Source organism: Paraburkholderia sp. 2C (assembly GCF_054589215.1).
The window spans coordinates 762,813-788,387 of the sequence record NZ_BAAILL010000036.1 but is presented as its reverse complement, the minus strand read 5'-3'; the positions used below and the strand labels follow the sequence as shown (position 1 = coordinate 788,387).

Sequence of the window (25,575 nt, the reverse complement as noted above, 5' to 3'; positions counted from 1 at the left end):
CAACGCGACACCCATGCCGGGCTAAAGGCTATGCGGCATCAGACTTGCGATTCCCTGGACGCGACGCTTTAACCACAACCAGCCAAAGCACCAGGCCGGTCAGTGTCCAGGATATGCATAAGACAATGAATTCGGCCATGATGTCCGCTTCTTCAGGGTGGGACGCGGGCTCCAGGTCGGTCATACGTAACACGACTTCCGTGACATAGCGAAGCCAGTCAGGCAGCTCGATGGGCATTTCCAGATATATCCTGGCGAACAACGAGCCCGCCACGTAGGTCCAGGCAAGAAATCCGAAGATGCGCGCGAGCCTCCTCATTGGACGATCACCGTTCCGTATGCCTTGTCTGTTGTGCCGGGTACCGGAGTGTCCGGTTCGCGTGACCGGATGTAGCGTTCGAGCCTGTCAAACTCGACAGACGACGGCACAGTAATGCAGCCTTCGCTATAGTTTCCCGAACCTGCCGGATGCAATCGGAACTCGCCACGCCTCACGCCGTTGATAAAGGTCGAGTCTCCGGTTCGCTCGTTCCACAGCATGAACCATTTCGATCGGTCACTCGAAAATATGCCCGCCTGTGAGACCATGTCGTAGAGCCACCCCAAACGCCCGCCTGAGCGCCGGTCGAGCAAATAGTATTTCCCCGGCGGAATCGGGCCAATCTTCTCGACGGCAATTGCTTTTGGATTATCCCGGCCATCCTTCTGCCCCGAGAACGCATTGACGCTGCCAAAGCCCGAGCAGTAGAGCGTTGAGGTAACCTGGCTGTTAAGCCTGAATGTGCACTGGATCGGCATGACTCACTCCGTCATGCGTAACGCCAGGCGTCGGCAAACAGCAAATTGCCTTCGTGATAGTTCCACGTGATTTCAGCGTATCGCAGTTCGACAAATTCGAAGTGCATCCTGTGCTGATACTGTTGCTCTTTTATGTTTAACAGCTTTGGCGAAATTGACGCGACCTTTACGTTCTTCATGGACATCGTGAAGTAGTTTTCCTCGATGCCCGCGTCGTTTGTTCGATACCACCTGAGCACGGCGCTGTTGAACGTCTGTCCGCGCACAATCGCCTGATAGAGCAGAGGCGTCGATCGGTCGATTTCCTTCTCGACGGTGAGTGGCCGGTGTGAATGCCTGCCCATCAGCTTGCCGGTGTGGTGATCGACCGGTGCGTCGAGGCCATGCGTGAGGCTCAGTATCTCGATGCTTCCCTCACGTCCGAACACGTCGCTGCCGCCACGGACGGGTGTGTCTTCTTCATCGGTAAGCCATAGATGCAGGGGCGTTCCCATTGTGTTGTTCTCCTGTGTGAAAAGGGTCAAAGTCTGTCTGGACCGATTTCTAGCAGGCCGCCCCGGAGCGCATGTAAAAAACTGTCGTGGCCCCGTCGCGTTATTGCCGTGTGGTGTCGCGACCTTCCATCCGCGTCAGAGAACTAGCTGAGAACTATCCCCTTAAGTGTGCCCGCCTCAGTGTGTTTGAATGAGCGCCTCGCGCGGGCTGCGTTCGCCCGCGCCAGTGCCGCAATCCAAATCAGATCAACGCGCCGGATTCACCTTGCGCAAGCGCCAGATCAGGCTCGACGTATCGTAGCGATTCCCGCCGAGCGTCTGCACGTCGCCGTAGAACTGATCGACCAGCGCGGTCACCGGTAACGATGCGCCGTTGCGTTTCGCTTCGTCGAGACAGATGCCAAGGTCCTTGCGCATCCAGTCGACCGCGAAACCGAAGTCGAACTTGCCGTCGAGCATCGTCGTGCCGCGGTTGCTCATCTGCCAGCTCGCGGCGGCGCCTTTGCCGATCACCTCGAGCACGCGCGGCATATCGAGGCCCGCGCGCTGGCCGAAATGCAGCGCTTCGGAGAGGCCTTGCACCATGCCCGCGATGCAGATCTGGTTGACCATCTTCGCGAGCTGACCGGAACCGGCCGGGCCCAGCAGCGTAACGGCCGATGCGTAATGCTGGAGCGTGCCCGCGGCGCGCTCGAAAGCATCGGCTTCGCCGCCGCACATGATGGTCAACTTGCCATTCTGTGCGCCGGCTTCGCCGCCCGAGACGGGCGCGTCGATAAAGTGCAGGCCGTGTTCGGCGGCCCGCGCGGCGAGTTCGCGCGCGACGTCGGCCGAGGCGGTGGTGTGATCGATGAACACCGCGTCTTTCGTCATGCCGGCGTAAGCGCCGTCGTCGCCGAGCACCACGCTGCGCAGATCGTTGTCGTTGCCGACGCACGACAGCACGAGGTCCGCGCCTTGCACCGCTTCGCGCGGCGTCGCAGCCGAACGTCCGCCATATTCGGAGACCCATTGCTGGGCTTTCTTAGCGGTGCGGTTGTAGACGGTGACGTTCAGGCCGGCTTTGGCCAGATGCCCGGCCATCGGGTAGCCCATGACGCCGAGCCCGAGAAACGTCACGTTAGCGACTGACGGCCGCGCACCGGCTGATTGGGAGGAGGGATGGGTAACGCTCACGGCGATTCCTTCGAGTGACTGTGTGGACGGTATGAGGCGAGGAACCGCGATTATCGCAGGAAGGAAAAGATCGCATCGGCGGCGCGGGGCGGGCGGACTTTTTCATGTGCAATCTGTCCGGGGGGGCGCGGCAACGATGCGCGCGGACGGTGCGCGTTGGCGCGGTTTCAGCCGCAGCGGCAGAAAGGCGGCAGCAAGCTTGCCGCCGGCCAGGACCGCTGCGCTATGTGAAAACCGTCAGTGCAGTCAGAATGTCGTGGCCAGTTCTTTGGTCGCTTCCTGCAGGCGCGGCACGAATTCGAGCGCGCGCGGCAGCGGCGTGCGCGACACCGGCGCATGCACGGCGACCGCGGCGATGCACTGGCCCTGCTCGTCGATCACGGGCGCAGCCACGCAGGCGATCCCGACCACGAACTCCTCGTTATCAACCGCAATCCCTTTGTGCGCGATGCGGTCGAGCTCGCTTTCAAGCAGTTCCGGGTCGGTCAGCGTGTTCGCCGTGAAGCGGTGAAAGTGCATCGCGCGGATCAGCGCCGAACGCTCGTCGCGCGGCAGCATCGCGAGCAGCAGTTTGCCGCTTGCGCTGCAGTAAGCGGGCACGTGCGAACCTGGTTTCAGATCGAGCCGCAACGGCCACGGCGCTTCCATCCGGTCGAGATAGAGCACCTCGGTTTCGTGCAGCATCGTCAGGTTGCAGGTCTCGCCGAGGTCGGCCACGAGCCGCCCGAGGATGGCGTGACGCAGGCGCCGCGCGCCCGAGTGCATCATCACGCCAAGCCCCAGTTGCGACAGCCGCGGGCCGATCACATACGCGTTCTTTTGCCCCGGCTCGCGAATCACGAGGCCGCCGGCTTCGAGCGAAGCAAGCATGCGGTGCAGCGACGCCTTCGGCAGGTCGATGTCGTGAGCGATATCGGCCAGCGAAACCGGGCCGTTCGCCGCGATCAGATGTTCGAGCAGCGAAAACGCGCGCAGTGTCGGGGTATCCGCCTTGTTCATGTCCGCCGTTCCGGAAAATGGATCGGCCGTATTGTACTGAAATGCCTTGGCGTGCCGTGCGGCGGAACGATCGGACCCGCGCGTGTCGGGCATCGATGGCGATGCGCCGCTGCGGTTTTCGGAACGCGCGCCACGGGCGGCGTGCGCGTCCGTGGCGGGTGTTTGCGGCGGTGCTGCGTCTGCGGTGGAATCGATCGATGACACGGGTGGTGCCTCCCCAGGTGCTAGATTCAATGAATGAATTTAGCGGAACAATTTGTTCCCGGCGGTGGGATATGGATCAAATGTAGGCCACCGGTGCGTATCGGTCAACTTTAAGAAAAAATAAACGGTACGATTTGTATCTAAAAATGAATCGGTTTATCATGGCTCAAACGGTGGAACCGCACCGTGCGAGGAGACCGATGTGACCGAGATCGAGACCGGCAAGCCGGACCGTATCGTCGATGCGCGCAGCGTATTCGGCATCGACGTTGATCTGCAGGTGCCCGCTTTCAGCGAACGGGACGACCATGTGCCCGAAATCGACGACGTCTATCTGTTCAACCCGGCAGTCACGCTGGCGATTCTCGCCGGCTTTATGTGCAACCGGCGCGTGATGGTGCAGGGGTTGCATGGCACCGGGAAGTCCTCGCATATCGAGCAGGTCGCGGCGCGTCTGAACTGGCCATGCGTGCGGATCAATCTGGACGGCCATATCAGCCGGCTCGACCTGGTCGGCAAGGATGCGATCGTCGTGCGCGACGGCGCTCAGGTTACCGAATTTCAGGAGGGCATCGTGCCGTGGGCGCTGCAGCGCCCGGTTGCGCTCGTGTTCGACGAATACGATGCGGGGCGCCCCGACGTGATGTTCGTGATTCAGCGCATTCTCGAAACGGACGGCAAATTCACGCTGCTCGATCAGAACCGCGTGATTCATCCGCATCCGTCGTTCCGGCTGTTCGCCACCGCCAATACGGTCGGGCTCGGCAACCTGAATGGGCTCTATCACGGCACGCAGGCGCTCAATCATGCGCAGATCGACCGCTGGAATGTGGTGGCCAACCTCGACTACCTGTCGCGCAACGACGAGATCCGCATCGTGCTGGCGCGTGTGCCCGAACTCGCCGATGACCGCGGCCGTACGCTCGTCGAATCGATGGTGAGCGTGGCCGAACTTACGCGTAAGGGCTTTGCGACCGGCGATCTGTCGACGCTGATGTCGCCGCGAACGGTGATCAACTGGGCCGAGAATATCGGTATTTTTCGCGACGCGGGCCTCGCGTTTAGCCTTACGTTCCTCAATAAATGCGACGAGGCCGAGCGGCCCATCGTGGCCGAGTACTTTCAGCGCGCGTTCGATAAGGAACTGGCCTCGTTCGAAAGCGCCGTCACGCTGCCGGTGGCGGCGCGATGAGCGAAACCGATCGCGCCGCCACGCAGCGCGCCGCGCGTGCGGAAGCGTTGCGTGCCGCGACAGTGCGCGCGATTACCGGCGATGCCGCCTTGCATTACAGCGGCGGCCGCTTATGCCGGAACATGACGCCGTTGCCGTTTCACGCGCCGCACCTGCGGGTCACACAGGACGAGCGGGCGGGGGCGTCCTCATTGATGTCATCATCGACGTCCTCGTTGGACTCGTCATTGGCGTCCTTGCGCGGCGCAGCCGACGGCGCCGCGTTGCGCGCGCTTCATTCGGATACCGAATGGCACAGGCAGCGCATGCCCGCCGATCCGGTCGAACGGCTGCTTTTCGAATCGCTCGAACAGCTGCGTTGCGAATCGTTGCTGCCGCCAGGCATGCCGGGTCTTGCGCACAATCTGCGCGCGCGTTTCGACGCGTGGTCGCACGGCGTCTATCTGTCGGGCGTGATCGACAGCGAAGCGGGGTTGCTGCTCTACACCGTCGCGCAGATGTGCTGGTCGCGTCTGTCGGGCTGGCCCGTGCTGGAAGAAACGGAAGGGGTGATCGAAGCGACGCGCGCGTTTATCGCGCCGGTGATCGGCGTGGCGCTTGCGAACCTGCGGCGCACGCGTTTCGATCAGCATGCCTTCGCGGTTTACGCGCTCGAACTGGCGCGCGACGTGAGGGAGATGATCGACGCACAACGCGCCGCTGCCGGCCTCGAGGAAGACGACGCCCAGAGCAAGCAGAACGAACAGGCCGCACGAAACGCGTTCTCGCTCTTTCTCGAATTCGAAGACGGCGACGACGAAGGCATCGCGCTTGCCCATACGGGTGAGAGCAGGGTGCTGCGCGCGTCGGAGCATGGATACCGCGTGTTTACGCACCGCTACGATCGCGAAGCCTACGCGGCGACACGCGTCCGCGAGGCGCTGCTTGCCGAATGCCGCGCGCGTCTGGACGAACGCATTCGCGCGCAACCGGTCAACGTCGCAAGGCTTGCCCGCATGCTGAAGGCAACGCTTGCCGAGCCGGAGCGCGACGACTGGTCGTTCGGCGAGGAAAGCGGGCGCATCGACGGCCGGCGGCTCGCGCAGCTCGTCAGTTCGCCGGCCGAGCGACGCCTGTTTCGTCTTGAGCGGCACACGCTGATGTCCGGAGCGATCGTCGGCTTTCTGATCGACTGCTCGGGCTCGATGAGAGCGCGGATCGAACCCGTGGCGATGCTGGTCGACGTGCTCGCGCGTGCGCTCGATGGCGCGGGCATCGCCAGTGAAATTCTCGGCTTCACGACCGGCGCGTGGAATGGCGGGCGGGCTCGATCCGACTGGATCGCCGACGGGCGGCCCGAACATCCGGGGCGGCTCAACGAGGTGTTGAATCTCGTCTTCAAGGATGCCGACACGAGTTGGCGACGCGCGCGCGCCGATATTGCCGCGTTGCTCAAAGGCGACCTGTTTCGCGAAGGCGTGGACGGGGAGGCGGTCGAATGGGCGTGCAACCGGATGCGCGCGCATGCGGCACAGCGCCGTGTGCTGATCGTCATATCGGATGGCAGTCCGATGGATGCCGCGACGCATCAGGCAAACGATGCGTACTACCTCGACAATCATCTGAAGCAGGTCGTCGCGCAGCAGCGCGCAACCGGCGAGGTCGACGTGCTGGGTCTTGGCGTCGGGCTCGATTTGAGCCCGTATTACCGGTATTCGCTCGCGGTGGATCTGTCCGTCGCGCCCGATATGGCGTTGTTCTCTGAGGTGGTCCGCTGGATCGGCAGACCGACCGCGGCCTGAGCCTGCACGCAGGTCACCGCGACCACGTGGAAAATATCGTCGGCGCAGCAACCGCGCGATAAATCGTTGGCCGGCTTCTGCAGGCCTTGCAGCAGCGGGCCGATTGCCTTCGCGCCGCCGATGCGCTCGGCGAGCTTGTAACCGATATTGCCCGCATCGAGACTCGGAAAGATCAGCGTGTTCGCATGACCTTCGACTTGCGAGTGATGCACCTTGCGCAGCGCGATCTCCGCGACGATCGCGGCATCGAGCTGCACGTCGCCGTCGATCGCAAGCCCCGGTCTGGCCGCCTGCACGAGATGGGTTGCCTCGACCACTTTGTCGACGGCTGCATGCTTCGCGCTGCCGCTCGTGGAAAACGACAGCATCGCGACGCGCGGTTCTTCCATCAGCAGACTGCGCGCGCTGTCGGCCGCGGCCATCGCGATTTCGGACAACTGCTGCGCATCCGGATCGACGACGAGCGCGCAGTCGGAGAAAATCAGCCCGCCTTTCATGGTGTGAAAGGGCTCGCACAACATCATCAGAAAGAAGCTCGAGACGAGCTTGAACGAGGGGCGAATACCGATCAGCTGAATCGCCGTGCGCACCACATCCGCCGTGGTATTGACGGCGCCCGCAATCGATCCGTCGGCGTGACCGAGCCGCACCATCAGGTTTGCAAAGCACAGCGGATGCAGCACGTCGCGTTGCGCCTGCTCGAGCGTCATGCCTTTCTTGCTACGCAGAGCGAACAGTTCGTCTGCGCAAGCACGCGTGAGCGCGGAGGTAGCCGGGTCGACGATATCGATGCCGGCAAGATCGACGCCCGCCGTTTGCGCGGCCTGCCGCGTGGCCTCGGGTTCGCCGACCAGCACGATGCGCGCAATGCCCGCGACGGTCGCGCGTTGTGCGGCCTGCAGAATCCGCGCGTCGCCGCTCTCGCACATCACGATACGCATCGGGTGCTGACGCGCTTGCTCGATGATCCGGTTGATCGCTTTCATGGCTGCGCCGTGCGGTTCGAACCCGGGTGCGTCCGCGGGTTCGTCTTGATCAACGCGGCATGTCCGGCGCGTGCGGTCGATCCGCACGCAGCCGGAAATACCGGGCTCCTCCCACTCAGACTCGCCCCAGACTCAGACGTAATCCTTGTACTTGTCGAGCAGGCGCACGGGCTTCGACAGTGCATCGCGGCGGAACGGGTCGCCCAGTTCGCGCGTGCACATGATCTCGACGATCGTGGTTTTGCCGTGATTCATCTGCATGTCGATCGCCTTTTTCAGCGCGGGGCCGACGTCTTCGAGCCTGTCGACGACGATGCCTTCGGCGCCCATCGCCTTTGCGATACCCGCAAAGCTCGGGCTATCGAGTTCGCCCGCCACAAAACGCCGGTTGTAGAAGTCGACCTGATTCTTCTTTTCCGCGCCCCACTGGCGGTTATGGAATACGACCGCGGTCACGGGGATCTTGTGGCGCACGCAGGTCAAGGTCTCCATCAGGCTCATGCCCCACGCGCCGTCGCCCGCATACGACACGGCCGGCCGGTGCGGCGCCGCGACCTTTGCGCCGATGATGGTCGGGAACGCGTAGCCGCAATTGCCCCAGCTCATTGCCGCGAAGAAGCTGCGCGGCCGGTTAAAGCGCAGGTAGCTGTTGGCGATCGAATTGATGTTGCCGATGTCGGTGGACACCATGACGTCTTCGGGCATCGCTTTTTCGAGTTCGCGCAGCACCTGGCGCGGATGCAGATACTGGCCGCCGGTCGGTGTGCGCTCGCCCTTCTGCTCCTCGATCATGTCGAGGCTGTAGGGGTCGCGTTCGTGCGTCCATTCGTCGAGTTCTTTTTCCCACGCGGCCTTTTCGGCGGCAATCTGGCTCGCACGCGTTTCGCGCGTCGCATCGCAGGTCAGCGTGCGGGTCTTCAGGCGCTCGGTCAACGCGACGGCCGTGGCTTTCGCGTCGCCGCAGATGCCGACCGAAATCTTTTTGACGAGGCCGAGCATCTTGTGATCGGCGTCGATCTGGATGATTTTCGCGTTTTGCGGCCAGTATTCGAGGCCGTGCTGCGGCAGCGTGCCGAACGGTCCGAGGCGCGAGCCCAGCGCGATCACAAGATCGGCCTGCGCGAGCAGCTTCATCGCGGCTTTCGAGCCCTGGTAGCCGAGCGGCCCGCACCACAACGGATGACGGGCAGGGAAGGAGTCGTTGTGCAGATAGCTGTTGACGACGGGGGCGCCGAGACGCTCGGCCAGCGCCTTGCATTCGTCGATGGCATCGGCCATGACGACGCCGCCGCCCGAGATGATGACGGGGAATGTCGCCTGTGCGATCAGATCGGCTGCCTCGTTGAGGCGCTGCTCGCCGCCGGCGCCGCGATCGAGACGCTGCGGCTGCGCGATCTCGGCCTTGATCTGGCCATAGAAGTAGTCGCGCGGAATGTTGAGCTGCGTGGGGCCCATCTCGGACATCGCGCGGTCGAAGCAGCGGGCCGTGAACTCGGCCATGCGCGCGGGGTGCGTGACATGCCCCTGGTATTTGGTGAACTCCTGGAACATCGGCAACTGCTTCGCTTCCTGGAAGCCGCCGAGGCCGATACCCATGGTGCCCGCTTCGGGCGTGACGATGACGACGGGGCTGTGCGCCCAGTAAGCCGCCGCGATGGCGGTGACGCAGTTGCTGATGCCCGGCCCGTTCTGGCCGATGACGACGCCGTGGCGCCCCGAGACGCGTGCATAGCCGTCGGCCATATGGCCCGCGCCCTGTTCGTGAACGACCGGAATGAGGCGGATGCCGGCGGGCGCGAAGATATCCATCGCGTCCATAAACGCGGAGCCCATGATGCCGAACATGTCCGTCACGCCGTTGGCGGCGAGGGTTTCGACGAAAGCTTCCGAAGGCGTCATGGCCTGGGGGCCCGTGACGGTGGCCGTGCTGGGGTTCGAATGCGCCTGATCGTGTTCGCTCATGGTGTCTCCGTGCGTACATTAAACGGAACGAAATGTTCCTGAATATTTGTGTATGAGACGAATGTAGGTCATCGCTCGCCCGTCGTCAACCTGTTTCGATCAATAAACGGTACGTATTGTCTCTAAAAAAGTGGAGGCGGACGATGATGGGCAGGGTGGGGCACCGCGGCGGGGATGGCGGCACGCAGACCGTCGCGCGTGAGCGTCACATGCACATCGAGAGGCCGGCGGCCGGACACCCCGTTCAGGGTGACTCTCCGGCCATCGGGATTTCAATTTCTTCTTTGAAGCGGCCATTCCATTAGTGCGGGTTCGTATTCTATTTGGATATTTTTCGAGGATAACTAACAACTCAATGTTTAAAGGCATTTAATTTTCTTTTTTTAAATCGGGGTGTTTTGTAATGTTTTGATGTCGATTTAATGAATGCGCTTCGCGCCGGGGGCTCCTCGCTTCGTCGGGCCTCGTGCCGGTAATTGGTCCACGCACTAATTTTGTTTCCGGCGTATCGCCGCCACAGTCAGACCGGTTAATGATTGATCTGATGATTGATTTGCCACATCAGTAGTGCCAGGAACTGAATCATGTGGGGAACAGGCATGAAAAGCAGATATGACGTGATCGATGCATTGCGCTTTGTTCTGGCTGCGTGGGTTGCGATAGGGCATCTCGGACATTTCCCCCTCTTCGGCAAGCAGGCAATTGGCGCGACCGGCGCCATCCATTCGATAGATCGATTCACCCATACGCTGATATGGGGTTTACCGGCGGTCATGGCGTTTTTTGTGATTTCGGGCTTTTGCATCCACATGCCATTCAGGCGGCCCGGCAAGATTCCTATCGCAAGGTTTTACTTGCGGCGTTATATCCGCGTGCTCGCGCCGGTTCTGGTGACAGTGACGCTGATGTCGCATCTGTTCCCCGAGATGCATATTTTCGGCAGCGATTCGATTCTGTGGAAAAGCATGCTGTGGAGCCTTGTATGCGAGGAGATCTATTACGCGGTCTATCCGGCGCTTCGTGCGATCCGCTTCAGGGTGGGCTGGTGGCCCGTGATGGGCGTCGCGATTGCGACGAGCATTGTGCTTTCCGACATTTTTCACCGGGCGTCCGAATGGTCCGATATCGGTCCGATCGCGACCGCGTTGATCCTGTTTCCGGTCTGGATGAGCGGGTGCATTCTCGCTGAAAAGGCACAGGCCTTAAAGCCATTGGAAAGCACCTGGACGATATGGGCGTGGCGCATGAGCGCGTGGCTCACGATGTGGCTCAGCGAGTTCCTGCTGTTTCATATGGGCGTTTCGAAGATCGTGAGCATGATGTACGTCGGCGGCGTGGCGTATTTCTGGATTCGCGCCGAGATCGCGTATCACAAGAACCGGGCGGCCTCGCCATTGCTCGCGGCGGCCGGCGCATTCAGCTACTCGCTGTATCTGGTCCATCCGAGCGTGCTCGAAGGCGTGAAGCGCTATGTGCCCGCAATCGACGAATACACGCGCTCGGGATGGCTGTTCACGGCGATATTGACGCTCGTGTACGCGTATCTGTTTTATCTGCTGATCGAAGCGCCGTCGCATCGGCTTGCCAAGGGCGTCAAGCTGTCGCCGGTGCAGGCGCCGGCGGTGACGGAGGAACTGGTTTAGCGCGCGGCTCAACCATCGGCAATAGGTGTATTTGTGGCCGCAATTCGGGGCGTTTCAGCGGGGCCGGAACCGGGGCAGGATTCGCCGCAATGGTGCATGAAAGCGGCTCGCAGCCGAGATAACGCTGCAGAATCCGACCAGATCAACTAATATCGCCGGTTTGACCTTTTGTGTAAACGCTGAATCCGATATGTCTACGCCGCCGAAGATTATCTACACCCTCACCGATGAAGCTCCCGCGCTCGCCACATACTCGCTGCTACCGATCGTCAAAGCCTTTACGCGATCGTCGGGCATCACGGTCGAAACCCGTGACATCTCGCTTGCGGGCCGCATCATCGCTGCATTTCCTGACGTTCTGAAAGCCGAACAGAAGATTTCCGACGATCTCGCGGAACTCGGTGAACTCACCACGCGTCCCGAAGCCAACATCATCAAGCTGCCGAACATCAGCGCATCGGTGCCGCAACTGAAAGACGCGATCACCGAATTGCGCGATCTCGGGTACAAGCTGCCGTCTTATCCCGACCAGGCTAACACCGACGCGGAGAAAGACGCGAGGGCGCGTTACGACAGGATCAAGGGCAGCGCCGTGAATCCGGTTTTGCGCGAAGGCAACTCGGATCGCCGCGCGCCGCTGTCGGTGAAGAACTATGCGCGCAAGCATCCGCACAAGATGGGCGCGTGGAGCGCGGAATCGAAGACGCACGTGTCGAGTATGAGCCACGGCGATTTCTACGGCAGCGAGAAGTCGGCGCTGATCGGCGAGGCGGGCAGCGTCCGGATCGAACTGACGGCGGCCGACGGCGCGAAGACGGTGCTCAAAGAGAAAGTGGCGGTGCGCGCGGGCGAGATCATCGACGCGTCCGTGATGAGCCGCAAGGCGCTGCGCGCGTTCCTCGAGGCGCAGATCGCCGAGGCGAAACAGCAAGGCGTGCTGTTCTCCGTGCACCTGAAAGCGACCATGATGAAGGTCTCGGACCCGATTCTGTTCGGCGAGGTCGTGTCGGCGTTCTACAAGGATGTGCTGGCGAGGCACGCGGATACGCTGGCTGCGGCGGGCTTCAATCCGAACAACGGCATCGGCGACCTTTACGCGCGCCTGGCAAGTCTGCCGGCCGACGTGCGCGATGCGATCGAAGCCGATATCCAGACGCAATACGCGCAGCGCCCGAATCTCGCGATGGTCAATTCGGACAAGGGCATTACCAATCTGCACGTGCCGAGCGACGTGATTATCGACGCGTCGATGCCGGCGATGATTCGCGAGTCGGGCAAGATGTGGGGCGCGGATGGCGCGCTTCACGACGCGAAGGCAGTCGTCCCGGACCGGTGCTACGCCGGCGTCTACGCGGCGACCATCGAAGACTGCAAGCAGCATGGCCCGTTCGATCCGGTCACGATGGGCAGCGTGCCGAACGTGGGTCTGATGGCGCAGGCCGCCGAAGAGTACGGCTCGCACGACAAGACCTTCCAGATCGCGGCAGACGGCGTGGTGCGCGTGACCGACGCGGCCGGCAAGGTGCTGCTCGAGCATGCCGTCGAAGCCGGCGACATCTGGCGCATGTGCCAGACCAAGGACGCGGCGGTGCAGGATTGGGTCAAGCTCGCGGTAAACCGTGCCCGCGCGTCGCACACGCCCGCGGTGTTCTGGCTCGACGCCAACCGCGCGCACGACGCACAGCTGATCAAAAAGGTCGAGACCTACCTCCAGCAGCACGACGTGAGCGGCCTCGATATCCGCGTGCTGGAGCCGGTCGCCGCGACGCGTTTTTCGCTCGAGCGCATTCGCGCGGGCAAGGACACGATTTCGGTGACCGGCAACGTGTTGCGCGACTACCTGACGGACCTGTTTCCGATCATGGAACTGGGCACGAGCGCGAAGATGCTGTCGATCGTGCCGTTGATGGCGGGCGGCGGCATGTTCGAAACGGGCGCGGGCGGCTCGGCGCCGAAGCACGTCCAGCAACTGGTGCAGGAAGGCTTCCTGCGCTGGGATTCGCTCGGCGAATTCCTTGCGCTGGCGGCGTCGCTCGAACACCTGAGCGCTGCGTACGGGAATGCGAAGGCCAAGGTGCTGGCAACCACGCTCGATGAAGCGACGGGCAAGCTGCTCGACCTGAACCGGTCGCCGGCGCGCAAGGTCGGCGGAATCGACAACCGCGGCAGCCATTTCTATCTGAGCCTGTACTGGGCCGAGGCGCTGGCGAAGCAGACCGACGACGCCGACCTGAGCGCGCAGTTCAAGGGTGTGGCCGCGGCGCTTGCGGAGAACGAGACGCGCATCGTCGAAGAGCTGGCGGCCGCGCAAGGCAAGCCGGTGAACATCGGCGGCTACTATCGCCCGAACACCGATCTCGCGAGCAAGGCGATGCGCCCGAGTTCGACAATGAACAAGGTGATTGACACGATCGCGTAATGCACCTCGGAGCGGCTCCTATGCCGCTCCTGGCTCATGCCGGTATCTAATGCCGGTATCTAAGCCGGTATCTAAGCCGGTATCTAAGCCGGTATCGTGGCCCTGGCTCCGCGCAAGCTTGTCGCGCGCGAAGCCAGGGCTTTTTGTTGTCCAGGAAGCGTCCATCCGCCCAGGCCGCGCGGCCGCCGCCCCCTGTTCGGGATCCCGACGTTCGCGGGCGTCTTCATCCCCCTTTTCGCACATCTTTCGGTGACCGGCGCAGCAGGGCCGCGGTCTTTGCCGCACGGCCGGTTCGTCAAAGGCGCGATTCATCCAATTGACAAGGCCGGCAATAGCTCCTATCTTTGTCATCACAAATGTGCGTAGCATTCACATTTGTGATGACAAAGCAGTAAAACAACAAATTGGAGACAACCGATGTTCAAGAGCACTGCTCATGCATTGAGATTCGTGTCGGTCGCCGCATTGGCGGCCGCCGCGCTGACCGCCACCTCGTCTGCGAATGCCAAAGGACTCAAAATCGGCTTTAGCCAGGTGACGCTCCAGTCGCCGTTCTATGTCCAGCTCAAGGAGGGCGCGCAGGCCGCCGCGAAGGCGAACGGCGACGAGTTGATCTTTCTCGACGCAAACGGTGACGTGAACAAGCAGAACAACGACATTCAGGATCTGCTTACGCGCAAGGTCAACGTGCTGATCGTCAACCCTGTGAACCCCGATGCGGTGGCCCCGTCGCTCGATGCCGCGAGCCGTGCGCATGTGCCCGTCATCACCGTCGACCGTGCCGTGCACGGCAGCGTGGCGGCCTATATCGGCCGCGATAACGTGAAGATGGGCGAACTCTCGGGCAAGGCGCTCGTTGCCGCACTGAAGAAGAAAGGCGTGACGAGCGGCAAGATCGTCGAGATTCAGGGCGACGCCGGCGGCACCGTCATGCAGGATCGCCGCAAGGGTTTCCATACCGCGTTCAACGGCACGGGATTCAAGATCGTCGAAGGTCCGTACAGCGAATACATTCGTGCGAACGCAGTTACCGCGATGCAGGATCTGCTGCAGGCGAATGCGGACCTCAGGGCGGTGGTCGCGCATAACGACGACATGGCGCTCGGCGCGATGCAGGTGCTGCAGGAAGCCAATCGCAAGGACGTACTCGTCGCCGGCATCGATGGGCTGTCCGAAGCGCTCAATGCGATCGAAAGCGGCAACCAGTATGTCGCGACCGCGTTGAACGACCCGCGCTATCTCGGCGACATCACGATTCAGACCGCCGAGCAGGTCGCGGCCGGCAAGAAGGTGCCGTCGTTCGTCGATGCCGGCACGGAAGTCGTCACGAAGGACAACGTCAAGCAGATCAAGCACGACGGGCTGTTCGGCGAATACCGTCCGAAGGTGTACTGATCTTTTCGGCGGCCCGGCAAGCGCCGCGTTCCGCCGTCGGGCCGGCCCGGACCACCTCGCCACGAGCGCGTCCGGCATCGCCTTTGAATCATGGAAGCGTGGAAGCCGTTAAGCGTCTTAACGGCTCGCGGCAGGTTTTTCATCTACTCACTTGCTAAGGAAATCATCGTGCGAGCAGCTGTCATGCATCGGCCGGGCGACATCCGCGTCGAAGAAGTCGAAAAACCGTCTGTGAGGCCGGGACACGCGCTCGTGCGCGTGGCCGCGTGCGGCGTGTGCGGGTCCGATATCCCGCGCATGCTGAGCAAGGGCGCGCATGTGATGCCGCTCATTTGCGGTCACGAATTCGCCGGCTTTGTCGAAGCGCTCGGCAATGGCGTGGAAGGCTTTTCAGTTGGCGAACTGGTTACCGTGCCGCCGCTGATTCCATGTCTGAAATGCGATCAATGCATGCGCGGGCACCCGTCGCGTTGTCTCGACTACGACTACTTCGGCAGCCGCCGCGACGGCGCATATGCCGAGTTTGTCGGCGTGCCGGCCACCAATCTCGTGAAAGTGCCGCAGACGATGGACCCCACCGCGGCCTCGCTCGTCGATCCCGCTGCGATCGCGATTCACGCGATCTGGCAGGGCGAGCTGAAGGCCGGCCAGAACGCCGCTGTGGTCGGCTGCGGACCGATCGGCCTGTTCGCGATTCAATGGATGAAGCTGATGGGCGCGCGCAACATCGTCGCCATCGATATCGCCGAGGACAAGCTCGAGATGGCGCGCACCGCGGGCGCCACGCATACGCTGCTGAGCGGCCAGCCGGACGCGGATCTGCCGCGTTGCCATCTGATCGTCGAAGCGGCGGGTCACCCCAGTGCGATCAACCAGGCGGTCCAGCTCGCGGGCCCGGGCGGCCACGTGGTGTTCATCGGTATTCCGACCGCCGATGTCGCGCTCACGAACAGGAGCTTCTCGCACTTTCTGCGTCAGGAAGTCTCGCTGCACGGCGCATGGAATTCGTTCTCGGGTCCGTTCCCCGGCGACGAGTGGACGGCTGCGATCGACAAGCTCGCGACCGGCGCGCTGCGCTGGGACTTCATGATCACGCACGATCTTCCGCTCGAGGCACTGCCCGACATGTTCCAGCATTTTGCGGAAAAGAAGGGGGCGGCCAAAGTCGTGTTCCGCCCGTCGTAGCGTCCTGCGTAATATGGAGTCGACATAACAAACGTAGGAGGAGACAGAATGTCCTTGCTCTTGGGGCTGGACTTCGGCACGGGCAGCGTTCGTGCCGGTTTATACGATGCGGGCACCCACAAGCTCGTGCGTGTCGCGGAGGCACGCTACCCGACGGTCTATCCGCGCCTTGGATGGGCGGAGCAGGCGCCGCTCACGTGGTGGCAGGCGCTCGGCGAAGCCTGCCGCGAACTGATGGCGGGGTCCGGGCATCCGCGGATCGCCGGAATTTGCGTGGCGACGACTTCCTCGACCGTTGTCGCCGCGGACGAACACGGCGTCCCGCTGCGGCCCGCGTTGCTGTGGATGGATTGCCGCGCAGGCAATGAAGCGAACGGCACGCGTGCGGTCCGTCATCCGATGATGAGCGCCGGCGGCGACGCGGTCGAATGGCTCGTGCCGAAAGCGATCTGGCTCGCTCGCAACGAACCGGACCTGTATCGCCGGGCCGCGCGAATCTGCGAAGCCGTCGATCTCGTGAACTACTGGCTCACCGGCCGCTGGGTGGCGTCGCAATTGAATGCGACCTGCAAGTGGAACTACGACACGGTCCAGCAGCGCTTCCCGGTCGATCTCTACGAGCGGCTCGGCGTGCCGGACCTCGCCGACAAGCTTCCCGGCGAGATGATCCGGGTCGGCGGCCGGATCGGCCCGCTCACGCAAGAGGCTGCGCAGCATCTGGGTATCGCCGGCCGGCCGGTTGTGGCGCAGGGCGGCATCGATGCGCACATGGCGATGCTGAGCGCCGGCGCCACGGGCGCGGGCGACCTGCTCTTTATCGGCGGCACGTCGATCGTCCAGCTCATGCATATCCCCGAATGGGTCGACGTGCCCGGCATGTGGGGACCGTATCCGAACGCGCTGATCGACGGGCCGTGGCTTATCGAGGGCGGGCAGGTATCGGCCGGCTCGATCCTGCACTGGCTCGCGCATCAGATGTTCGGTCTCGACGAAACGGGTCACCAGGCGCTGATCGCCGAGGCGGCCGAACTCAAACCCGGCGAAACGGGCCTGCTGGTGCTCGACTACTGGATGGGCAACCGCACGCCCTACCGTTCGTCCGAGTTGCGCGGCGCGATCCTCGGCCTGTCGCTGAACCATCAGCGCAAGGATGTCTACCGCGCGTCGGTCGAAGCGATCGCGCTCGGCTCGGCCAATGTGTTTCATACGTTGCGTACAGCCGGTATCGACGTGCGGCGCGTGATCGCGGCTGGCGGTTTTCAGAAGAACCCGCTATGGTTGCGCGCAACCATCGATGCGACGGGCGTTCCGTTCGAAGTCGTCGCGCACGACAATCTGACGCTGATCGGCGCGGCCGCCGCCGCGGCATGCGGCGTCGGCGAATGCGCGCAGTTGCGCGAGGCGGTCGCGAGTTTCGCGACGCACGGCGTGCGCGTCGACCCGGACCCGCAAGCGCACGAGCAATACCAGATGCTGCTCGAACGCTATCGCGAGGCGACCGACACGGTGGGACCCATCGTCTCCCGGCCGCCGCTCGAGGCGGCTTCCGCCATGAGGTCCGCAGCATGACAAACCCTTCGACGAACGACTCGCTGCCGTCGCGCTTGAATTCCGATCCGCAACGCGAGCAATTGATGGCGCAGGTCGCCAAGCTTTACTACGACCTCGAGCGCACACAGAACGATATCGCGAAGGAAACCGGCCTCACGCGCTGGCAGGTCGCGCGGCTGCTGCGCGAAGCGAAGGAGGTCGGCATCGTGCGCATCGAGATCATTCCGCGCTCGCCGCGTCTGCCGCATCTCGAGGCTGACATGCAACGCCGCTTCGGGCTGCGCGAAGCGATCGTGCTCGCGGCAAGCGGCGACGAGGACGTCGAGCTGAACGTCGTCACGCAGGCGGCGGGGCGCTATCTCGCCGGTCTGCAGCCGCCGCCGCAACTCGTCGGCGTGTCGTGGGGCCGCACCATGATCAAGATGGCGCAGTGGCTGCCGCCGCGCTGGAACGATGGCGTGCACGTCGTGCTGTTGAACGGCGCGATCAGTATCCGCAACGTCGCCGAGCAGACCAACAACGTCGCCGAGCGTTTCGCGCATGCCGGTAACGGCCACGCAACGCTCTTGCCGGTGCCCGCGATGCTCGGCAGCGCGCGCACGCGCGAAGCGCTCGAGCAGGACACGGTGGTCGCCGAAGCACTGCGGGTTGCCGACGAGGCGCCGGTTGCCTGCTTCAGCATGGGCGAGCTGTCGGACCGCTCGGTGCTCGTCGAGTCGGGCTATGTCGACCAGGCGATCATGCGCGACCTCGCGAAGCGCGGCGCCGTCGGCGATATTCTCGGCCGCTTCGTCGACGGGAATGGCGAGATCGTCGCGCCGGAACTCGATAGCCGCACCATCGGCTTGCGGCCCGAGCGATTGCGCGACAAGGCGTACTCGATCGGCGTGTGCGTCGGCGAGCGCAAACACAAGGTCGCGCGCGCCTGTTTGCGCGCGCGCTATGTCAACGTGCTCGCGACCGACGAAGCGACCGCGCGCTTCCTGCTGGAGCACGGCGATGAGTGACAACGTACTGGACGTGAGCCATGTGTCGAAGCGCTTTCCGCCGAACGTGGTCGCGCTCGTCGACGCGTCGTTGCGCGTGCGGCGCGGCGAAGTGCATTGCCTGCTCGGCGCGAACGGCGCCGGCAAGAGCACGTTGCTCAAGATCGTGGCCGGCGCGCATCGGCCCGATACAGGCGCGCTGCATATCGATGGCAAGCCGGTCGATCTGCGCAACCCGCAGGAGGCGAGCGCGGCAGGCATTGCGATGATCTATCAGGAACTCGACCTGATCCCGCAGATGACGGTCGAAGAAAACCTGCTGCTCGGCCACGTGCCGCGCCGCTTCGGCATCGTGTCCCGCGCGAAGCGCCGTGCGCTTGCCGCGGCGGCGCTCGCGCGGGTCGGCGCGACCTTCTCGCTGACCGCACGCGTGGAGACGCTGTCCATCGCGAATCAGCAGCTTGCCGCCATTGCGCGCGCGTTGACCGGCGCCGCGAAGGTCGTCGTGATGGACGAGCCTTCGGCGGCGCTCAACGAAACCGAGCTCGAGAAGGTGTTTCAGGTGATTCGCGAGATCGTGGCCAGCGGCGTGTCCGTCGTCTATGTGAGCCACCGCCTGAACGAAATTCGCGAGATCGGCGACCGCGTGACGGTGCTGCGCGCGGGCAAGACCGTCGAGACGTTCGAGGTGGCCGCCGTCGACGAACGCACGCTCGTGTCGGCCGTGGTCGGCGACAGCCACGAACTGCTGGAGCGCGGCGAGCATGCGCCGCCGCGCGAGACGTTGGCCTTGCGGATCCGGCGCCTTGCCGGTCCCGCCGGTCTCGACATTCGCAATCTCGAAGTGCGCGAGGGTGAAGTGGTCGGGCTCGCGGGACTGAACGGTGCGGGCCGTACGACGCTGTTGAAAGCGCTGTTCGGCGTGCAGCCTTCGAGCGGCGATATCGAACTGTTCGGCGAGCCCTATCGCCCGAAACATGCGAAAGACGCCATCCGCCGCGGCATCGGCCTCGTTCCCGAAAGCCGCAAGACCGAAGGTCTTGTGCTCGATGCACCGATCTATCGCAATGCGACGCTCGCGCACAACCGCCGCTACCGCTGGCTTTCGCATCGGCGCATGAAGGCGCGCACGCAACCGGTGCTGGGGCAGTTGCAGACGAAATTCGGCTCGCTCACGCAACCCGTGCGTCAGCTCTCGGGCGGCAACCAGCAGAAGGTCGTGCTCGCGAAGTGGGTGATCGACGGCGCGAAACTGCTGCTGCTCGACGAACCGAGCCGCGGTCTCGACATCGGCGCAAAGGCGGACCTCTATCGGCTCGCGCGCGGTCTCGCCGAACAGGGCGCGGCCGTGCTCGTCGCGAGCAGCGAGCTCGAAGAGCTGTACGCGAACTGCAATCGCATCTGGGTCATTCACGAAGGCAAAAACGTCGTCTGTTTCGATCCGGCCGTCACGCCGAGCCTCGAGATCCAGCAGGCGACCATCATCGGACGAAGGGCTTGAAACATGGATACGACGTCAAAAGAGATCGTCACGCGCGGCGCCGATAGCGGCCCCCGGCGCAGCCTCATCAACAGTCCGCTCGTCGAATGGGCGATGCGGTACAACTTCATTCTGATTTTTCTGCTTGCGGTGGCGGTGGCGACTTCGCTGTCCAGCGATTTCCTGACTTTCGGCAATATCGCGAATCTGTTCCAGCAGGCCGCGGTGGTCGGCATCGTGGCGATTGGCATGACCTTCGTGATTCTGACCGCCAATATCGATCTGTCGGTCGGCAGCCTGTCGGCCTTCACGGGGATCGTGGTCGCCACGCTGCTGCACGGCGGCATGTCGGGCTGGCTTGCGGCGCCGCTCGCGCTGCTCGTCGGGCTGCTCGCCGGCGCCTCGATGGGCGCGATATCGGTGTACGGAAAGGTGCCGAGCTTCATTATCACGCTCGCGGGCCTCGTCTCGCTGCGTGGCGCGACCTATCTGCTCTCGGACGGCTCGCCGATCGGCGGCCTGCCGAGCGGCTTCAGCAGCATCGGATCGGCCATGATCCCGATCCTGCCCGGTTCGAATCTGCTGTTCCCGGTGATGGGCATCATCTTTCTCGCGATCGCAGTGATCGCGGGACTCGTGCTGCGCTACACGGTGTTCGGCGAGTACGTGCTCGCGACGGGCGGCAATATCGAAGCCGCGCGTCTGTCGGGCGTGCCGGTGCGCGCGATTTCGATTGCCGTTTTCGCGATCTCGGGCCTGCTTGCGGCGCTCGGCGGCGTGCTGCTCACGTCGCGCTTGCACATCGGCCAGCCAACCTCGGCGCAAGGGCTCGAACTCGATGCGATCGCGGCTGTCGTGCTCGGCGGCACGAGCCTCTTCGGCGGGCGCGGCGGCATGCTCGGCACGACCTTCGCCGTGATGCTGCTGCAGGTGTTGCGCAACATCTTCAACCTCGTCGGACTCGGCTCGTTCTACCAGATGACGATTACCGGCGTGATCATCGTGCTGGCGATTCTGCTGAACCGCCTGATCGACCACTATGCGGGGCGCACATGACCGCCGGCGCCCCTACGTCCAGACGGCGGCGGGCGGCAGCGTCGCCGGCCGCCATTCCCGCTCAACCTCCGCATCCCGACTCCATGTCCGAACACTTAGCACGCAATCCGGGTGTGGCGCTCGCCCTCGACGCCGTACTCGGCCCGCAGGTCAACGCGCCTGCCGCCGCGCGCCGCAGCGACACGCTCAAGGCACGCCGCTCCGTCAAAAAGGTCTGGCAGGCCGCGTGGCACGTCAAGGCGATTTCCTGCATCGACCTCACCACCCTGGCGGGCGACGACACGCCCGGCCGCGTCAAACGCCTCTGCGCGAAGGCACGCCGGCCGCTGCGCGACGATCTGATCAGCGCACTCGGCCTCGACGACGCGCCGCCCAGGACAGGCGCCGTCTGCGTCTATCCGACGATGGTCGGCGCGGCCGTGGCGGCGCTCGAAGGCTCGGGTATTCCCGTCGCGTCGGTCGCGACGGGTTTCCCGGCCGGCCTTACGCCGCTCAGGCAACGGCTCGATGAAATCCGTTATGCGGTGGCCGAAGGCGCACGCGAAATCGACATCGTGATTACACGCGAACACGTGCTGCTGCAGCAGTGGGACGCGCTTTACGACGAAGTCAGACAGATGCGCGAGGCGTGCGGCGAAGCGCATCTGAAGGCGATTCTTGCGACGGGCGACCTGAAGACGCTGCGCAACGTGTACCGCGCGAGCATGGTGTCGATGATGGCCGGCGCGGATTTCATCAAGACGTCGACCGGCAAGGAGGACGTCAACGCGACCTTGCCCGTGAGCCTCGTGATGTGCCGCGCGATTCGCGACTACGAAACGCTGACGGGTTTCAGGATCGGCTTCAAACCCGCCGGCGGATTGCGCACCGCGAAGGACGCGATGAACTGGCTGATCCTGATGAAAGAAGAACTCGGCCGGGCGTGGCTTGAACCGAACCTGTTCCGTATCGGCGCGAGCTCGCTGCTCGGCGATATCGAACGGCAAATCGAGCATTTCGTCACCGGTCAATATTCGGCGCTGCACCGGCACGGTCTCGCATAACGCTTGCGCCCGCGCGGCCATGGGCGGACTCACCGGAACCCTCGGGATACACGCATGAAAACTTCACAAGCCCGTATCACAGACATACTCGAAACCATGGAATATGGCCCCGCCCCCGAAAGCGCCGATGTCGCAATGAGCTGGCTCGAAGCGCGCGGGCGCGCATTCGACCATTTCATCGACGGGGCATTCGTCGCGCCGGCGGACGGTGCGCGCTTCGCGGTGGTGAACCCCGCGAACGAGTCGCTGCTTGCGCATGTCGCGCAAGGCGGCGCGGCCGATGTCGACGCGTCGGTCGCGGCCGCCCGACGCGCATTTCCGGCGTGGTCGTCCGCGCCGGGACATGAACGTGCGCGCCTGCTGTACGCGCTCGCGCGGCACATCCAGAAGCACGCGCGCTTTCTTGCGGTGCTCGAAAGCCTCGACAACGGCAAACCGATTCGCGAGTCGCGCGATATCGACGTTCCGCTCGTCGCGCGGCATTTCTATCATCACGCGGGCTGGGCCGAACTCGCGGGCGACGAGTTTCCGCATCATGAAGCGCTCGGCGTATGCGGGCAGATCATTCCGTGGAATTTTCCGCTGCTGATGCTGGCGTGGAAGATCGCACCGGCGCTCGCGGCCGGCAACACGGTGGTGCTGAAGCCGGCCGAATTCACGCCGCTCACCGCGCTCGCGTTCGCGGAAATTTGCCAGCAGGTCGGACTGCCGGCCGGTGTCGTCAATATCGTGACCGGCGATGGCGCGACAGGCGCCGCGATCGTCGCGCATCCCGGCGTCGACAAGATCGCGTTTACCGGCTCGACCGAAGTGGGACGCGCGATTCGCCGCGCGACCGCGGGCACCGGCAAGAAACTCTCGCTCGAACTCGGCGGCAAGTCGCCGTTTATCGTGTTCGACGATGCGGATCTCGACGCGGCCGTCGAAGGCGTCGTCGATTCGATCTGGTTCAACCAGGGGCAGGTCTGCTGCGCGGGCTCGCGCATTCTCGTGCAGGAAGGCGTGGCCGATCGTTTCCACGCGAAATTGCGCGCGCGCATGAGCGCGCTGCGGGTCGGCGATCCGCTCGATAAATCGACCGACATCGGCGCTGTCGTCGATCGCGTGCAGCTCGAACGGATCGCGTCGCTCGTGCAGCGAGGCGTGACCGAAGGGGCAACCTGCTTTCAACCACCGATGGCGGTTCGCGACGTGGGCTTCTTCTATCCGCCGACGCTCGTGACCGATGTCGAGACGTCGTCCGTGCTGGTGCGTGAGGAGGTGTTCGGCCCGGTCGTCACGTCGAGCACGTTTCGTACGCCCGATGAAGCGGTCGCGCTCGCCAATGACACGCGCTACGGTCTTGCCGCGTCGGTATGGTCGGAGAATCTCAATCGCACGCTCGAGGTCGCGGCCGCGGTGAAGGCAGGGGTGGTGTGGATCAACAGCGCGAATCAGTTCGACGCGGCAGCCGGTTTCGGCGGCTATCGCGAAAGCGGCTATGGGCGCGAGGGTGGGCGCGAAGGGATGCTCGAATATCTGGCGCTGCGCGGTGCGCGCGGTGGCGAGGTCGCCGGCGGCGCCGGGCCGCGTCCTGCCAACGCGGCCGGCGCGGCAAGTGCCGCCGCGCTGCGTTCGCCGGTTCCTTCGCAAGGCTTCGTCGCGCAGAACGGGCAGGTCGACCGGACCGCGAAGCTGTATATCGGCGGCAAGCAAACGCGGCCCGACTCCGGTTACAGCTACCGCGTGTTCGGCGCCGACGGCGCGCCGCTCGGTCTCGCGCCGCTTGGCAACCGAAAGGATGTGCGCAATGCCGTCGAGGCAGCGCGCAAGGCAGGCAGCTGGTCCGGCATGTCGGGGCATGCGCGCGCGCAGGTCGTCTACTATCTCGCGGAAAATCTGGCCGCGCGCAAGACGGCGTTTGCCGCGTTGCTGCGCGAATGCACAGGAGCGGCCGAAGCGGACGCCGCACGCGAGGTGGAGCTGAGTGTGCGGCGTCTGTTCCGGTGTGCCGCGCTCGCGGACAAACACGATGGCCGGGTCCACTCGACGTTGACGCGTCACGTGACGCTCGCGATGAACGAGCCTTGGGGCGTGCTGGGCATCGCGTGCCCGGACGATGCGCCGCTGGTCGGCATGGTCTCGATGATCGCGCCGGCGATCGCGCTCGGTAATCGGGTGGTCGCGGTCGTTTCGCAAACGCATCCGCTGGTCGGCGTCGATTTCTATGCGCTGCTCGATACCAGCGACGTGCCGGGCGGGGTCGTGAATCTGCTCAGCGGACCGCGTGACGAACTGGTTCAAACACTCGCCGCGCATAACGACGTCGACGCCTTCTGGTATGCCGGCGACGCGGCCGGACGGACTTGCGCCGAAGCGGAATCGGCGGGCAATCTGAAGCCGGTATGGACGCCCGATCCGGCGATGTTCGACGAGGGCGCCGACCGCTATGCGTTCGGCGAGTTCGCGAACCGCGCGTTGCAAGTGAAGAACATCTGGGTGCCGTATGGCGAATGAGCAGGCCGGGCGCGTCGCGCGTGCGGTTATCTTCGATATGGATGGGCTGCTGCTCGATTCGGAAGGCATCTATACATCGGTCACGCAGCAGATCGCCTCGCGTTTCGGCAAGACCTTCGACTGGGAGGTCAAGCAGAATACGATCGGGCGCGGCGCGCGCGATCTGGCCGAGTACGTGGTGAGCGCGCTCGGCTTGCCGATGACCGCGGAAGAATTTCTCGTCGAGCGCGAGCCGCTGTTGCGCGCCGGTTTCGCCGATGCGCCGGCAAAACCGGGCGCCGCGGCGCTGGTACGGCATCTGGCGGAACAGGGCGTGCCGATCGCCGTTGGGACGAGTTCGTCACGGACTTTCTTCGATATCAAGACGTCGCGGCATCAGGACTGGTTTCGTCTGTTCGATGTTGTCGTGACAGCCGACGATCGAGACGTGCGCGAGGCGAAGCCGGCGCCCGATATTTTTCTTGTCGCGGCACGGCGCCTCGGTGTCGCGCCCGACGACGTGCTGGTCTTCGAGGATTCGCCGTTCGGCGTAACGGCTGCGCGGGCGGCCGGTATGCACGTGATTGCCGTGCCGGACCCGGCGATGAGCGCCGCGCGCTTTGCGCACGCGCATTCGGTGCTGGCATCGCTCGATCAGTTCGAGCCGCGGCAGTGGGGGCTGCCGGCGCGCGTTCAGCCTGCCGCGGGGTTAAGCCGGTGACCGGGGGCTGAGATCCGCCACCGTCGGCC

The 25,575-nt window shown here is 63.8% G+C and carries 20 protein-coding genes; 13 read left to right on the top strand and 7 right to left on the bottom strand.

The genetic code is table 11. The annotated features are described in order from the left end of the window. Nucleotides 1-28: 28 nt before the first annotated feature. The 5 genes from ACYPXD_RS16235 to ACYPXD_RS16215 all read right to left on the bottom strand — a co-directional run bounded on the left by ACYPXD_RS16235 (nt 29) and on the right by ACYPXD_RS16215 (nt 3,467). Nucleotides 29-319: a hypothetical protein gene (locus ACYPXD_RS16235; protein ID WP_459713084.1), complete on the bottom strand. Its 291-nt coding sequence runs from the start codon at nt 317-319 to the stop codon at nt 29-31. Further along, a complete protein-coding gene (locus ACYPXD_RS16230) occupies nt 316-798 on the bottom strand; it encodes a DUF2778 domain-containing protein (protein ID WP_459713082.1) in 483 nt (160 codons plus the stop codon). The genes ACYPXD_RS16235 and ACYPXD_RS16230 overlap by 4 nt, the downstream gene beginning before the upstream one ends. An 11-nt stretch (nt 799-809) precedes the next feature. Then, a complete protein-coding gene (tssD, locus tag ACYPXD_RS16225) occupies nt 810-1,292 on the bottom strand; it encodes a type VI secretion system tube protein TssD (RefSeq protein WP_459713079.1) in 483 nt (160 codons plus the stop codon). Between the two features lie 246 nt (nt 1,293-1,538). Continuing rightward, entirely contained in the window at nt 1,539-2,468 is a 930-nt protein-coding gene (locus ACYPXD_RS16220; protein WP_459713077.1) for an NAD(P)-dependent oxidoreductase, read from the bottom strand. Nucleotides 2,469-2,714: 246 nt separating this feature from the next. Beyond that, nucleotides 2,715-3,467 (bottom strand): IclR family transcriptional regulator, encoded by a 753-nt coding sequence (locus ACYPXD_RS16215; RefSeq protein WP_459713075.1) that lies wholly within the window; start codon nt 3,465-3,467, stop codon nt 2,715-2,717. Nucleotides 3,468-3,873: 406 nt separating this feature from the next. Here ACYPXD_RS16215 and ACYPXD_RS16210 point away from each other — a divergent pair, with 406 nt between their 5' ends. After that, nucleotides 3,874-4,863, top strand: coding sequence for an AAA family ATPase (locus tag ACYPXD_RS16210; protein WP_459713073.1), 990 nt, complete (start codon nt 3,874-3,876; stop codon nt 4,861-4,863). Further along, nucleotides 4,860-6,644: a cobaltochelatase CobT-related protein gene (locus tag ACYPXD_RS16205; RefSeq protein WP_459713071.1), complete on the top strand. Its 1,785-nt coding sequence runs from the start codon at nt 4,860-4,862 to the stop codon at nt 6,642-6,644. The genes ACYPXD_RS16210 and ACYPXD_RS16205 overlap by 4 nt, the downstream gene beginning before the upstream one ends. Here ACYPXD_RS16205 and pta read toward each other — a convergent pair. Together pta and xsc are read right to left on the bottom strand one after the other, a co-directional pair. Then, complete coding sequence (gene pta, locus ACYPXD_RS16200; RefSeq protein WP_459713069.1) at nt 6,548-7,630, bottom strand: phosphate acetyltransferase; 1,083 nt, start codon at nt 7,628-7,630, stop codon at nt 6,548-6,550. The two genes, ACYPXD_RS16205 and pta, sit on opposite strands and share 97 nt — an antisense overlap. Before the next feature lie 132 nt (nt 7,631-7,762). Continuing rightward, on the bottom strand, nt 7,763-9,592 hold the full coding sequence (gene xsc, locus ACYPXD_RS16195; RefSeq protein ID WP_459713067.1) for a sulfoacetaldehyde acetyltransferase: 1,830 nt from the start codon (nt 9,590-9,592) through the stop codon (nt 7,763-7,765). Between the two features lie 599 nt (nt 9,593-10,191). Between xsc and ACYPXD_RS16190 the strand changes: the two genes are divergently transcribed. The 11 genes from ACYPXD_RS16190 (at nt 10,192) to ACYPXD_RS16140 (ending at nt 25,546) form a co-directional block, all read left to right on the top strand. Then, complete coding sequence (locus ACYPXD_RS16190) at nt 10,192-11,235, top strand: acyltransferase family protein (protein WP_459713065.1); 1,044 nt, start codon at nt 10,192-10,194, stop codon at nt 11,233-11,235. A gap of 190 nt (nt 11,236-11,425) precedes the next feature. Beyond that, nucleotides 11,426-13,654 carry an NADP-dependent isocitrate dehydrogenase gene (locus ACYPXD_RS16185; RefSeq protein ID WP_459713063.1) on the top strand — a complete coding sequence of 743 codons (2,229 nt, stop codon included), beginning with the start codon at nt 11,426-11,428 and terminating at the stop codon, nt 13,652-13,654. A gap of 417 nt (nt 13,655-14,071) precedes the next feature. Next, on the top strand, nt 14,072-15,049 hold the full coding sequence (locus ACYPXD_RS16180; RefSeq protein ID WP_459713061.1) for a substrate-binding domain-containing protein: 978 nt from the start codon (nt 14,072-14,074) through the stop codon (nt 15,047-15,049). A 168-nt stretch (nt 15,050-15,217) separates the two neighbouring features. Continuing rightward, nucleotides 15,218-16,234 carry a galactitol-1-phosphate 5-dehydrogenase gene (locus ACYPXD_RS16175; protein ID WP_459713059.1) on the top strand — a complete coding sequence of 339 codons (1,017 nt, stop codon included), beginning with the start codon at nt 15,218-15,220 and terminating at the stop codon, nt 16,232-16,234. A 48-nt stretch (nt 16,235-16,282) separates the two neighbouring features. Further along, nucleotides 16,283-17,803 (top strand): FGGY-family carbohydrate kinase, encoded by a 1,521-nt coding sequence (locus ACYPXD_RS16170; protein ID WP_459713057.1) that lies wholly within the window; start codon nt 16,283-16,285, stop codon nt 17,801-17,803. Then, nucleotides 17,800-18,792: a sugar-binding transcriptional regulator gene (locus ACYPXD_RS16165; RefSeq protein WP_459713054.1), complete on the top strand. Its 993-nt coding sequence runs from the start codon at nt 17,800-17,802 to the stop codon at nt 18,790-18,792. Before ACYPXD_RS16170 ends, ACYPXD_RS16165 begins: the two co-directional genes overlap by 4 nt. After that, the gene (locus ACYPXD_RS16160; RefSeq protein ID WP_459713052.1) at nt 18,785-20,272 is read left to right on the top strand and encodes a sugar ABC transporter ATP-binding protein; all 1,488 of its coding nucleotides are present in this window, start codon (nt 18,785-18,787) and stop codon (nt 20,270-20,272) included. Before ACYPXD_RS16165 ends, ACYPXD_RS16160 begins: the two co-directional genes overlap by 8 nt. Nucleotides 20,273-20,275: 3 nt before the next feature. Then, complete coding sequence (locus ACYPXD_RS16155) at nt 20,276-21,307, top strand: ABC transporter permease (protein ID WP_459713050.1); 1,032 nt, start codon at nt 20,276-20,278, stop codon at nt 21,305-21,307. Between the two features lie 83 nt (nt 21,308-21,390). Next, nucleotides 21,391-22,350, top strand: a complete 960-nt coding sequence (gene deoC, locus ACYPXD_RS16150; RefSeq protein ID WP_459713048.1) for a deoxyribose-phosphate aldolase — start codon at nt 21,391-21,393, stop codon at nt 22,348-22,350. Nucleotides 22,351-22,404: 54 nt separating this feature from the next. Next, nucleotides 22,405-24,846, top strand: coding sequence for an aldehyde dehydrogenase family protein (locus ACYPXD_RS16145; protein ID WP_459713046.1), 2,442 nt, complete (start codon nt 22,405-22,407; stop codon nt 24,844-24,846). After that, complete coding sequence (locus tag ACYPXD_RS16140) at nt 24,836-25,546, top strand: HAD-IA family hydrolase (protein WP_459713044.1); 711 nt, start codon at nt 24,836-24,838, stop codon at nt 25,544-25,546. Before ACYPXD_RS16145 ends, ACYPXD_RS16140 begins: the two co-directional genes overlap by 11 nt. Nucleotides 25,547-25,575 lie beyond the last annotated feature (29 nt).